The sequence below is a fragment of the Mycobacteriales bacterium genome (assembly GCA_035690485.1).
Taxonomy (GTDB): domain Bacteria; phylum Actinomycetota; class Actinomycetes; order JAFAQI01; family DASSKL01; genus DASSKL01.
Genome location: DASSKL010000102.1, coordinates 90,148 through 102,413, shown reverse-complemented (window position 1 = coordinate 102,413; position 12,266 = coordinate 90,148). Strand labels below are relative to the sequence as shown.

Sequence of the window (12,266 nt, the reverse complement as noted above, 5' to 3'; positions counted from 1 at the left end):
GTGCGCACCGCCAGGCGACCTCGACCTCGACCTCGACATGCCGTTTGTCAGCGGCGAACGTGTTGGCCAGCCCGTCAGCGTCGAAGATTGATCGTTGAGCGTTGACAGGCGGACACGACATCTTTCGGTCGAAATGCTGTACGCGCGCCGCGCGGGCGAGGAATCGACTTGCCGGGTCGGCGAACAGTCGTTACGACCCCGTTGCCGCCGACGTCGGGGGGGAGAGGATTCACGTGAAGTGCGGCGCGGGCGTCATGCAGCTGTTGTGCAGGTTCTGGTTGATGTTGCGTACGCAAGAAAGCCCGGAAAAGCCCGAAGATCATTAGTGGGTAGGGCGGTTACCGTCGGTACGCAGCGGTCCGTCGCGGGCGGTCGCGGAAAGAAGTTTCCGCAGGTCGCACGGTATAACTCTGTCTGCCGTGCGGCCGAAGTGCCAGGTGGCGAAGGGTGTCACAAAACCCCCATCGGCGGGTTCGATTCCCATCCGCCTCCGCCACCTGTCCGGCGTCCGGGCCGGTGCGGTCGACGGCTGAGTTCACGTCGCGCCGCGGGGACGCCGTCTTGCTCTCCCGTCAGGAGTACGACGCGCTACAAGAGACAGCGCACCTTCTGCACGGGCCCCAGAACGCCCGCCGGCTTCTGGAGAGCCTCGAGCAGGCGCTGGCTGGTAAGCGCGAGGAGCACGAGCTGCAACGGTGAGGCTTGTCTTCACGCCGCATGGCTGGGAGGACTACCAGCACTGGGTCCAGACCGATCGAGCAACGCTCACGCGGATCAACCGGCTCATCGACGACGCCCTTCGCGACCCATTCACCGGCATCGGCAGGCCGGGGCAGCTCCGCGACGTCCTCTTCGGAGCATGGTCGCGACGAATCACCGAGGAGCACCGGCTCGTGCATCTCGTCGACGACGACGACCTGGTGATCCTGCAGGCTCGATACCACTACTGAGGTGCCGCTTCGCGGCAGTGGCCTCGGCGTAAGAGGTCCTGCTGTCCATACGGTTGTCGCGTGGCAGTCCAACGGATGGACACCATGGGCATCGTCGTCGAGGACCTCGCCGATCCGTGCCCGAATCTCCCGCCCGACGCCTTCGGTTGCGAGTCGGGACCGGATCGCGTCCTCGATGACCTGCGCTGACGTATCCCGTCTTTGCGGCCGAATGCGTCAGCGCAAGCACCAACAGCGGATATGCGATCCCCGATAGGCCCGACCCGAAGGCCGACAGCAACTGCCCCGACTGCAGCAGCATGAAGTCGCGGTTGCGCCACAGCGGTGCCCCGTGCATCGGGCGCAGGACTGCCAGAACCACACCAGCCCGGCCGGGAAGAATATGAGTTCATTCCCGTTGGGGTGGGTCGCGCCAGGTGCGGCCGTGCGGATCGGTCCACTCGACGGTGCCGTCGGGCAGGCGCCGGTAACGCCAGCGGGTGAACGTCTTGAGCCGGTGGTGCCGCCGGCAGAGCGGCACGAGGTTGTCCCGGTCGGTCTTCCCGCCTGTGCCGTGGGGGATCCGGTGGTCCAGGTCGGCGCGCTGGGCCGGCGTGGTGCAGCCGGGGAACCGGCAGCGCCGGTCGCGGGCCTGGATGAACTCCCGCAGTTTGCGGCTCGGCCGGTAGCGCGGGGTGCCGAGGTCGAGCAGCTCCCCGCTGACCGGGTCGGTGATCCACCGCTGCCAGTCCGCGTCTCCTGCCAGCGCCCGGCCCACCGCTGGCGGCAGTGGTCCGTAGCCGGGCAGCGAGACGGGATTGTCCGCTAGGCCGAGCGCGGTCGGCAGGTCGATCGTGACCTGCACGAGCGGCTGCAGCTGCGGCGCTTCGGCCTGTCCGGTGCACAGGGCGACCAGCGCGTCGGCCCGGCGCTGGTCCAGGGTCCGCTCGTCGTCGGTCCACGTCTCGGCTGTGCGGGTGAGGGCCTGCCAGACCGCATGGCCGTGCTCGGCGGTGAGCTGCGCGCACAGCGTGAACATGCCGTCCGGCTCGTTCCAGTGCTGCACCTGCCGGCCGGCCCGCGCCTGCTCCCGCCGCTGTGCCGCCCCTTCCGGGTCGGCGGCGATCACGGCCCGCCGGACAACGTTGCGGAACCGGCCCGGTGTCAGCTCGACCGCCTTGTCCAGCACCTGCTTGGTCACGAGTCGCGCGGTGTCGTCGTCGACCGCCTGCGTCTCCTCGATCAGCCCGATCGCCTGGATCACCGACAGCTGACCGGCTTCCATCGCGTCACGGGCGGCGATCAGCCGACCATCCAACACCTTCGCGTGCTCGATGCGCCGGTGCGCGGCTGCCGGTGAGATGGTGAGCGCGAGAGCAACGTGCTCGCGGGTGAAGTCCTCACTGTCCAGGGGATCGTCCGGGTCGGGAGCAGCCGCTGCCGCCAGGCACGCAGCCTTGCGGGCCTCCACCCAGGCGCTGACCCGCTCCCAGTCGGCGAGCGCGTCGAGCCGATCCACGGGAGACAGCTCCCACGGGTCGGTCCCCGCCAGCCGGGTCAGCAACTCCAACATGCGACCGACACTACGCGTGAGGTCTGACAGTTTCGGCGTACAGAAAACGCCTGTGGACAAGGAAAAACAGCGCACTGCCGACGCGGCGAGAGCACCCCTCAGCGGTTCCCCAAGGAGGAAGAAGCGCCCGCAACGAACTGCCCCGGCGCGTCGTAGCGGCAGGGAATCAGGCCGGCTTGTAACCGACTGCGGACCAGCCGGCCTCACGGGTCTTCACCTGCACGCCGACGCCCGCGCCGCTGCCGTGCTTACAGGACGTCCCAGGCGACCGGCAGGGTGAGCGGACCGCTGATGCCGACGACCGGCTTCCACGGCGCCGGGCCGGTCTGCCGGATGTTCGGCATCCGCTGCGCCATCAGGACCAGCGCCTCGGCCAGCTCGGCTTTCGCGAGGTGCACGCCGAGGCAGTAGTGGATCCCGCCGCCGAAGGTCAGCATCATCGAGTCCGGCCGGCGAGTGATGTCGAAGCGGTCCGGGTCGGGAAAGACGCTCGGGTCGCGGTTGGCCGCCGACGTGTTGACGTCGATGATCGTGCCGGCGGGGATCGTCACCCCGCAGAGCTCGACGTCCTCGGCGGCGACGCGCATCGTGCCGAAGATGATCGGGGAGTGGCGCATGACCTCCTCGACGGCTGACGCACCCAGTTCGGGGTGCGCGCCGAGCAGTCGCCACTGGTCCGGGTGCTCGCAGAACACCTGCACCGCGGCGGCCAGCTGGTTGCGGGTGGTGTCGGTGCCGGCGGTGAGGACGGCGCCGATGAGCATGCGCATCTCTTCATGGCTGAGCCGGTCGCCCTCTTCCTCGGCACGGATCAGGTCGGAGACGAGGTCGTCGGTCAGCGACCGCCGGCGTTCCTCGACCATCGCGTCGATGTAGGCATCGGACTGCTCGAATGCGGCGAGGATGGCCGGGCTGTCCTCGGCCACGTTGAAGTTGAAGATCTTGAAGATGTCGTCGGTCCAGGCGGAGAACTTCTCCCAGTCCTTGCGCGGGGTGCCGAGCAGCTGGCAGATCACCGCGATCGGGTAGGGCCGGGCGATGTCGGTGACCACGTCGCACTCGCGGCGGCCGGCCACCCGGTCGACGATCTCGCGGATGATGTCGACCATCGCCTCGCGTAGCCGCTCCGCCGCCCGCGGTTTGAACGCGTGCAGCACGAGCCGCCGCAGCCGGTGGTGCTCGTCGCCGTCGAGGCTCAGGATGCCCTTGACCACGCGGTCCCAGACGGGGCCCGACGTGATGCCCTGCAGCGACAGGCTCAACCCTTGCGGCATCACGAAGCGACGGTCGCGCAGGACGGTCTGCACGGCGTCGTACGACAGCACCTCGAGCCCGAGCGGCATCCGCGCCAGCGGGCCCAGCGCGAGTGCCGCGCGGTTCGCGCCGTGGGGGTCCGCCTGGTAGGTGTCGTCGAGCGTGTCGAGCGACGGTAGGTCGGCCAGCGTGCGGATCCCCGTCTCCTGCGCGGTCATCGCGCCTCCCCGTCTTCGGCAGCAGTGCAGGTGCAGCATCCCGCAAAGCCGTACCTGACGCACTCCTCAGGGTCGGTGCGCGCGGCGTAGCGTGCATTCCGTGGTCTACGTGTGGCTGCTGCTCGCTGTGCTGGCCGCGATCTTTCTCGCGTCCGCGGCCTACGACGCGCACTACCGCCGCAAGCACGGCCGTACGCCGAAGATCGGTCGTTACAAGCGTCAGCGCATGCGCGCCCTGGCCGAGCAGCGCCGGCAGGCGCGGATCTCCGGCCCGTATCCGCCGCGCCGTTGAGACCCGGCAGGGCCTAGGCCGGGATCGCCGCCTGGTGCTCGGCGCGTGCCGCCGTGATCGAGCGCGGGTTGACCGCCCGTGCCATCAGCACGCCGCAGACCGCGATCGCCACTGCGGCTGCGAGGAACGGTGACCGCAGTCCGAACGCCCCGGCCAGCAGGCCGCCGAACGCAGCCCCGATCGGCATCGACCCCCAGCCGAGGAACCGGTAGGCGCTGTTGACCCGGCCCAGCAGCCTGGGCGGGATGATCTCCTGGCGCAGCGAGACGGTGATCACGTTCCAGACCAGCGCGGCGAAGCCCGCCAACGCGAATGCCGTGCCCGCGACGTAGGCGTTCGTGGTGGCCCAGGCGCCGAGGTTGCTGCCCACCATGAGCAGCACCGACAGGTACAGCGTCCGCCCCTCGCCGAGGGCCTTGGCCACGCGTGCCGCCGTGAGGCTGCCGAGCAGGCTGCCGCCGGCGAACCCCAGCGACAGCAGGCCGAAGCCGGTGGAGTTCAGGTGCAGCACCTCGAGCGCCCAGAGCACCAGGATCGACTCGGTGGCGGTGGACATGAGGTTCATCAGCCCGAGCATCCCGGCCAGGGCGCGCAGCACCCGGTGGCGGGCCAGCCATCGCACCCCCTCACCGATCTCGTGCCGCAGCCGCGTCGGCGTGGCATTCGCGTCCTTCGGCTCGCGGAAGTCGCCCGTGAGTGACAGCACCAGCACAGCGGCGGCGAGGAAGGACGCCCCGTCGACCGCGAACGGCGCAGCGATCGCCAGGCCGAACAGCAGGCCGCCCAGCGGCGGGCCGGCGAACTGCTGGGTGATGATCTGCCCGGAGTACAGCCGGCCGTTGGCGGTGCTCAGCTGCTGGCGTCCCACGATCGCGGGCAGGATCGTCTGCGAGGCGTTGTCGAACATCGTCTCGGCCGTGCCGAGCAGGAACGCCACGCCCGCGATCAGGGCGATCGACGGTTTCCCGACCGCCACCGCGACGGTGAAGGCACCGACGACCGCGGTGCGGAACGCATCGGCGATCCACATGATCCGCCGCCGGTCCCACCGGTCGACGAGCGCGCCGGAGATCAGGGAGAACAGCAGCCACGGGGCGGCGCCGGCGATCGTCACCAGCGAGACCAGCCGCGGGTCCCGGGTGACGTGCGCGGCCAGCAGCGGCATCGCGACGAAGCGCACCCCGTCGCCCAGGTTGGAGATCGTCGAGGCGACCCACACCCGCCAGTACGCCGACCCGAGACCGCGCGGCGCGGCGGTCGCGACCGTCGCCGTCGCGGTCTCGTTCACCGGGACAGGTTAGGTGGGGACCGCCGTCAGTCGGTGCGAATGAGCCCTTCCTGGGCGATCGAGGCGCCGAGCGTGCCGTCGGCCGCGTAGAGCGAGCCGACCACCAGGCCCCGGGCGCCGGCGTTGGAGATCGGCCGCAGGTCGAACAGCACCCAGCCGTCCGGCCGGATGGGCCGGTGGAACCACAGCGCGTGGTCGAGGCTCGCGCCCATGCCCTTGCCCCACGGGACCTCAAGGGCGAGCCGGGCGGCGTAGACCGCGCCCATGTCCGAGATGTAGGTCAGCACGCACGCGTGCAGCGCTCGGTCGTCGGGCAGCGGACCGCGGGTGCGGATCCAGGCGCGCCGCGTCCAGGGGAACACCCCGCGCTCGTCCTTCGGCGCCGGGGCCAGCTCGCGGACCTCGAACGGCGACATCGTGTCGAACGCGCGCATGGGGCTGTCGTGCCAGCCCTCGGCCTGGTCGGGCGCGGGGAGGCCGGACGGGAGGGGTACGGCGTACTCGCCGCCGCCCTCGTCCTTGTGGAACGACGCCGACAGGCTGAAGATCGCCTCGCCGTCCTGGATCGCCACCACCCGCCGCGTCGTGAACGACTTGCCGTCGCGGATGCGGTCGACCTGCAGGATCGTCGGCCGGCCCGGCTGCCCGGGGCGCAGGAAGTAGCCGTGCAGCGAGTGCGGATGGTGCTCGACGTCGACCGTGTGCGTCGCCGCGCGCAGCGCGTGCGCCGCGACCTGCCCGCCGAAGAGCCGGCCGCCGTGGCGGTGCTCCGGGTTGTAGCCGCGGAACAGGTCGCGGTCCAGCCGCTCGAGCTCCAGGATCTCGAGCAGCCGGTCGACGGTCGGCGGGACGTCCTCCAGGTCGTTCACGGGCGACAGGGTTCCACAGCAGTGAGCACGCCCCGGCAGGAGTGATCCCGATCCCGGCGAAACGGTCGGTATGCGACCCGGACGACGCGCCACCGTGTCCCTGCTGGCTGCCGTGACCCTGACGCTGAGCGCCGCAGCGGCCGCGGCCGGCGTCACCGCGGCACTCCCCGCCTACACCTGGCACGAGGCGGCGGCGACCTACGGCGTCAAGCAGGTGACCGACGTCCCGGTCACCATGCGCGACGGCACGGTCCTGCGGGTCGACGTCTACTACCCGACCGACGCGAAGACCGGTGCCGAGGCCAAGGGCCCGTTCCCGGTGCTGCTCACCCAGACGCCGTATGGCAAGGGGTCGATGGGGGACACCTACTACGTCCAGCGCGGCTACCTGGAGGTCGTCGCCGACGTGCGCGGCACCGGCGCGTCGCACGGATCCTTCGGGCTGTTCGACCCGGTGCAGGCGACCGACGGCGCGACGCTGGTCGACTGGGCGGCCAGGCTGCCGCACTCCTCCGGCGAGGTCGGCCTGTTCGGCGAGTCCTACATGGCGATCACGCAGTTCATGACCGCGGCGGCGCTGCCGAAGGGATCGCCGCTCAAGGCGCTGTTCCCGGTCGTGCCGGGCAACGACCTCTACCGCGACACGGCGTTCCAGGGCGGCCTCATCGACGGCGAGTTCAGCCTGGCCTACCTCGGCCTGACCGGCGGCCTCAACATGCTCAACCCGGTCGCCGAGGGCCCGCACGACCCGGTCGACACGGCGCAGCTCGAGATGGAGCACGGCGGCGGCCTCGCGAGCTACCACGCGACGACGTTGATCAACGGCGAGACCGGTGGCGACCAGGCCTACGACGAGGCCTACTGGATGGCCCGCAACCCGCGCACGATGCTGCAGAAGGTCGTCGACAACGGCATCCCGGCATTCATGGTGGGCGGCTGGTTCGACCTCTTCCAGCGCGGCGAGCCGCTCGACTTCTCGGGCCTGCAGAACGCCTGGGCGGGCCGGCCCGTCTCCGCCCCGATGAGCCCGCGGCAGCCGGTGACCGGGCGCTACCAGCTGCTGATGGGCCCGTGGTACCACCTGACCGCCGGCAACGGCATCAACCTGCACGCCATCGAGCTCGAGTGGTTCGACACGTTCCTCAAGCACGAGCCCACCGGCATCGACCACACCAGCACGCCGCTGCACGTCTACCAGCTCGGCAGCGGCAAGTGGCTCGACGCACGCACCTACCCCTTCGGTGAGGCCACGCCGACCCGGCTGTTCCTCGGCGCGGGCAACACGCTGACCGCCAAGCGGCCGAGCGCCGACAAGACCGCCGCCGACCCGGTCGTCTGGTCGCCGGCGTCCAGCTTCTGTGACCGGCAGACCGAGCAGTGGATCATGGGTGCCGGCACCCTTCCGTCGACGTACGGCGCCCCGAACGATCCCTGCACGCAGGACGACCGCACCCTGCAGCAGGGCCCCGGGGCGCTGACCTACACGACCCCGCCGCTGGCGGCGCCCCGGGTGCTCGCCGGCCCGATCGACGCGACCCTGTTCGCCACCACCACGACCAAGGACGCGGAGTGGGTCGTCACCGTGGAGGACGTCGCGCCAGACGGCACGTCGACGCCGCTCACGGCCGGCGCGCTGCTCGGCTCGATGCGCGCGCTCGACAACTCCCGGACCTGGTGGGCCGCGCCGGGCCGGCCGCTGCTGCCCTACCACCCCTACACGCGGGCGGCGCAGAAGCCGGTCACGCCGGGGCAGGTGACGCGGTTCGACGTCGAGGTCTTCCCGACGTTCGCCTACATCGCCAAGGGCCACCAGATCCGCGTCACGCTGACCACCGCCGACACCCCGCACCTGATGCCGAACACGACGCAGCTCCCCAACCTCGTCGGCGGCGTCTACCAGGTGCAGCGCAACGCCGCGGCCGCGTCATGGGTCGAGCTGCCGCTGTCGGCGCCGTCGGCCTACGCCGCGACGTGCAGACTGTGTCGGTGAGCTCCGCCACCTCCTTCTACGAGCAGCTCGACGAGACGACGTTCCGCGCGACCGAGGCCACGGTCGGGCCGTGGGACGCCGCCTCGCAGCACGCCGGCCCACCCTCGGCCCTGCTCGGCCGCACGCTCGAGCTGGCCGATCCGCGGGAGGAGCTCATGCTCGCCCGGGTCACGACCGAGATCCTCGGTCCGGTGCCCACGCCGGCCGACCTGACCGTGACCGCGCGGGTGGCCCGTCCCGGCAAGCGGGTCGAGATGGTCGAGGCCGAGATGGCCCACGCCGGTCGTCCCGTGATGCTCGCGCGGGGTTGGCGGATCGCCCGCGTGGCGGCCGACCTGCCGGTCGACGACGCCCCCCGGCAGCCGCCACCGCTGCCGGCCGACAGCGATCCGGATCCGGGCAACTCCGGTGGCTACTTCACCAGCATGGAGTGGCGCTGGGTCAACGGCCACTTCACGGCGCTGGGTCCGGCGACGGTCTGGGCGCGGATGCGGGTGCCTCTGGTCGACGGTGAGGAGCCGTCGCCCTGGCAACGCGTGCTGTGCCTCGCCGACTCCGCCAACGGCATCAGCAACCGGCTCCCGATGGCCGACTGGCTGTTCATCAACACCGAGCTGACCGTGCACCTGTTCCGTGAACCGGTCGGCGACTGGGTGTGCATGGACGCCGTGTCCCACGCGGGCACCGACGGGGTCGGGCTGGCCACCTCGCGGCTCTTCGACGCGCAGGGCCAGGTGGGCCGCGGCGCGCAGGCGTTGCTCATCGCGGAGCGCTGAAGCGTGGTCGAGGACCTCCGGCGCCGGGTGCCGCGTACCGACGTGGTGCTGGCCGATCCCCGGCTGGTCGCGGCGACCGAGCGTCTGGGCCGCGCGGTGGTCAAGCAGGCGGTCGTCGCCGCGCAGGACGCCGCCCGCCGCGGCGACATCCACGTCACCGCGGTCGCCGACCATGCCGCCGCCCACCTACCGGCGCACGCGACGACGCTGCGGCCCGTCGTCAACGCCACCGGCGTGGTGCTGCACACCAACCTCGGCCGGGCGCCACTGTCGCCGGCTGCGGTCGAGGCGCTCACGCTCGCCGCGGGATACGTCGACGTGGAGTACGACGTCGCCACCGGCGAGCGGTCCGCACGCGGGCGCGGCGCACTCGAGGCCCTGCGCCTCGCCGTCCCCGACGCCGAGGACGTCCACCTCGTCAACAACGGGGCCGCGGCTCTCGTGCTGGCCGCCACCGCACTTGCCGCCGGGCAGGAGATCGTCGTCAGCCGCGGTGAGATGGTGGAGATCGGGGATGGCTTCCGGCTGCCCGACCTGCTGCAGTCGACCGGCGCGACGCTGCGCGAGGTCGGCACGACCAACCGCACGACGCTGGCCGACTATGCGGCAGCGATCGGCACTCGGACCGGCTTCGTCCTCAAGGTCCACCCGTCGAACTTCCGCATCGACGGCTTCACCTCGGCCGTCGCCGTCTCCGAGCTCGCCACTCTGGGCGTACCGGTGGTGGGCGACATCGGCTCGGGGCTGCTGGCGGCCGACCCGCTGCTGCCCGACGAGCCTGACGCGGCCGGCTGGCTGAAGGCCGGTGCGGCACTGGTGACGGCGTCGGGCGACAAGCTGCTCGGTGGCCCGCAGGCCGGGCTGATCCTCGGCCGCGCCGACCTCGTGCGCGCGCTGCGCCGCCACCCCCTCGCCCGCGCGTTGCGCACGGACAAGCTGACGATCGCCGCGGTCGAGGCGACCCTGCGCGGCCCGTCGCGTCCGACTCACGACACGTTGCACGCCGATCCGGAGGTCCTGAGACGACGGGCGGCGGGACTCGCCGAGACGCTGTCCCGGCAGGGTGTCGACGCGGTCGCGGTGCCCTCCGACGGGGCCGTGGGGGGCGGTGGCGCGCCCGGGCTCGCGCTGCCTGGCTGGGCGGTCAGCCTGCCGCCTGTCTACGCCGAGGCGCTGCGCCGTGGCAGTCCCTGCGTCGTCGGCCGGGTGGAGCGTGACCGCTGTCTGCTCGACCTGCGCTGCGTGCCGGCGGACCGCGACGACGACGTGGCGGCCGCCGTGCTGGCCGTCGGGGCCTGATGCACGTCATCGCCACCGCCGGCCACGTCGACCACGGGAAGTCGACGCTGGTCCGCGCGCTGACCGGCATGGAGCCGGACCGGTGGGCGGAGGAGCGACGCCGCGGCATGACGATCGACCTGGGCTACGCGTGGACCGCCCTGCCGTCCGGCGAGCAGGTCGCGTTCGTCGACGTACCGGGCCACGCGAAGTTCGTCGCCAACATGCTGGCCGGGATCGGTCCGGTGCCCGCCGTGATGGTCGTGGTCGCGGCGGACGAGGGCTGGAGGCAGCAGTCCGAGGAGCATCTGGCCGCCGTCGATGCTCTCGCCGTGCGGCACGGGCTGCTCGTCGTCACGCGGTCCGACCTCCTCGATCCCTCCCTCGCCCTCGCCGAGGCCCGTGAGCGGATCGCCCGTACCACGCTGGGCGAGGTCGAGGCGGTCGCCGTGAGCGGGGTGACCGGTGCGGGCCTCGAGGAGCTGCGCGCCGCGCTCGACCGGCTGGTCGGCGCGCTTCCCGCTCCTCGCGTCGACGGCGACGTGCGCTTGTGGGTCGACCGGGCCTTCACGATCCGCGGCAGCGGCACCGTCGTCACGGGCACCCTGGGCGCCGGCACGCTGCACGTCGGCGACGAGCTCGAGCTCGCTCCCGGCGGCGCTCGGGTCCGGGTGCGGGGTCTCGAGTCGCTGAAGCGGCACGCTGATGCCGTCGCCGCCGTCGCCAGGGTCGCCGTCAACCTGCGCGGCGTCGGGGTCGAAGACGTGTCCCGCGGTCAGGCCCTCGTCACGCCCGGGGCGTGGCCGGTGACCGCCGAGGTCGACGTACGAATCAGCTCCGACTCCAGGGACGTCCCCGCCGAGCAGCTGCTGCACGTCGGCTCGGCGGCCGTCACCGTGCACCTGCGGCCGCTCGGCGCGGATACGGCGCGGCTCCGGCTGGCCCGGCCGCTGCCGCTGCGACCGGGTGACCGCGCGCTGCTGCGCGACCCCGGGCGGCACCTGGTCACCGCCGGGCTCACCGTGCTCGATCCCAGGCCGCCGGCGCTGCGCCGCCGAGGAGCGGCGACCGAACGGGCGGCGGTTCTCGCCGGTGTCGGGGACTCGCCCGACGCCGCCGGGGAGGTGCTGCGCCGGGGCGCGCTGCGTCGGGCCGACCTGCTGGCGACCGGCGCCGGGGACCCCGGCGACGCCGTCGTCGCCGTAGGGGAGTGGTACGTCGCCCCGTGGCAGTGGCAGGCCTGGCAGCGCGCCCTGCGGGAAGCCGTCGCGACCCACGCAGCCGCGCACCCGCTGGAGGCCGGCCTTCCGGTTGAGGCAGCCCGGCGCGCGCTGGGTGCTCCGGACGTCCGAATCGTCGATGCGGTCGTCTTCGGCGACGACACCCTCGAGTCGTCGGCCGGCCGGATCAGGGCGCGAGGCACGGCGAGCGCGTTGCCGCCGGCGCTCGAGGGCCCGGTGGCGGAGCTCACGAACCGGCTGCGCGCCGACCCGTTCGCCGCCCCGGAGGCGGGTGACCTCGCTGCCCTCGGCCTGTCGCCGCAGATGCTGGCCGCCGCCTGCCGGGCCGGGCGGCTGCTGCGGGTGGCCGAAGGCATCTATCTCCTGCCCGACGCCGTCGACGAAGCCGTATGCCGGCTGGCCGAGCTGCCCCAGCCCTTCACCGCCAGCCAGGCCCGGCAGGCCCTCGGCACCACCCGGCGGGTCGCGATCCCGCTCCTCGAGCACCTCGACGCGCAGGGCCGCACCCACCGGCTCGAGGGAGCCGTCCGGACGGTGCTTCCCGGCTGATCGCCCGGG

The 12,266-nt window shown here is 72.2% G+C and carries 12 protein-coding genes; 8 read left to right on the top strand and 4 right to left on the bottom strand.

The features are described 5' to 3' along the window. Nucleotides 1–447: 447 nt before the first annotated feature. From VFJ21_15625 to VFJ21_15615, 3 genes are read left to right on the top strand one after another with little or no spacing between them, the layout of a single operon-like run. Nucleotides 448–699 carry a type II toxin-antitoxin system Phd/YefM family antitoxin gene (locus VFJ21_15625; protein HET7408553.1) on the top strand — a complete coding sequence of 84 codons (252 nt, stop codon included), beginning with the start codon at nt 448–450 and terminating at the stop codon, nt 697–699. Further along, on the top strand, nt 696–950 hold the full coding sequence (locus VFJ21_15620; GenBank protein HET7408552.1) for a Txe/YoeB family addiction module toxin: 255 nt from the start codon (nt 696–698) through the stop codon (nt 948–950). Before VFJ21_15625 ends, VFJ21_15620 begins: the two co-directional genes overlap by 4 nt. A gap of 60 nt (nt 951–1,010) precedes the next feature. Beyond that, nucleotides 1,011–1,139 (top strand): hypothetical protein, encoded by a 129-nt coding sequence (locus VFJ21_15615; protein ID HET7408551.1) that lies wholly within the window; start codon nt 1,011–1,013, stop codon nt 1,137–1,139. A gap of 199 nt (nt 1,140–1,338) precedes the next feature. Here the strand turns inward: VFJ21_15615 and VFJ21_15610 are convergent, their stop codons facing one another. Next, nucleotides 1,339–2,502 carry a DUF222 domain-containing protein gene (locus VFJ21_15610; GenBank protein HET7408550.1) on the bottom strand — a complete coding sequence of 388 codons (1,164 nt, stop codon included), beginning with the start codon at nt 2,500–2,502 and terminating at the stop codon, nt 1,339–1,341. 248 nt (nt 2,503–2,750) lie between these two features. Then, nucleotides 2,751–3,974 carry a cytochrome P450 gene (locus VFJ21_15605; protein ID HET7408549.1) on the bottom strand — a complete coding sequence of 408 codons (1,224 nt, stop codon included), beginning with the start codon at nt 3,972–3,974 and terminating at the stop codon, nt 2,751–2,753. A gap of 100 nt (nt 3,975–4,074) precedes the next feature. On the opposite strand from VFJ21_15605, the gene VFJ21_15600 reads away from it, so the two are divergent. Then, nucleotides 4,075–4,266: a hypothetical protein gene (locus VFJ21_15600; GenBank protein HET7408548.1), complete on the top strand. Its 192-nt coding sequence runs from the start codon at nt 4,075–4,077 to the stop codon at nt 4,264–4,266. A gap of 13 nt (nt 4,267–4,279) precedes the next feature. Here the strand turns inward: VFJ21_15600 and VFJ21_15595 are convergent, their stop codons facing one another. Further along, a complete protein-coding gene (locus tag VFJ21_15595) occupies nt 4,280–5,554 on the bottom strand; it encodes an MFS transporter (GenBank protein ID HET7408547.1) in 1,275 nt (424 codons plus the stop codon). Between the two features lie 26 nt (nt 5,555–5,580). Continuing rightward, nucleotides 5,581–6,423 carry an acyl-CoA thioesterase domain-containing protein gene (locus VFJ21_15590; GenBank protein HET7408546.1) on the bottom strand — a complete coding sequence of 281 codons (843 nt, stop codon included), beginning with the start codon at nt 6,421–6,423 and terminating at the stop codon, nt 5,581–5,583. Between the two features lie 112 nt (nt 6,424–6,535). Between VFJ21_15590 and VFJ21_15585 the strand changes: the two genes are divergently transcribed. Genes VFJ21_15585 through selB form a run of 4 tightly spaced genes read left to right on the top strand, consistent with a single transcriptional unit; the run spans nt 6,536 to nt 12,257 of the window. Further along, nucleotides 6,536–8,413, top strand: coding sequence for a CocE/NonD family hydrolase (locus VFJ21_15585; GenBank protein ID HET7408545.1), 1,878 nt, complete (start codon nt 6,536–6,538; stop codon nt 8,411–8,413). After that, nucleotides 8,410–9,189, top strand: a complete 780-nt coding sequence (locus VFJ21_15580; protein ID HET7408544.1) for a thioesterase family protein — start codon at nt 8,410–8,412, stop codon at nt 9,187–9,189. Before VFJ21_15585 ends, VFJ21_15580 begins: the two co-directional genes overlap by 4 nt. Before the next feature lie 3 nt (nt 9,190–9,192). Continuing rightward, nucleotides 9,193–10,488 carry an L-seryl-tRNA(Sec) selenium transferase gene (gene selA, locus VFJ21_15575; GenBank protein ID HET7408543.1) on the top strand — a complete coding sequence of 432 codons (1,296 nt, stop codon included), beginning with the start codon at nt 9,193–9,195 and terminating at the stop codon, nt 10,486–10,488. Beyond that, a complete protein-coding gene (gene selB / locus VFJ21_15570) occupies nt 10,488–12,257 on the top strand; it encodes a selenocysteine-specific translation elongation factor (GenBank protein HET7408542.1) in 1,770 nt (589 codons plus the stop codon). Before selA ends, selB begins: the two co-directional genes overlap by 1 nt. Nucleotides 12,258–12,266 lie beyond the last annotated feature (9 nt).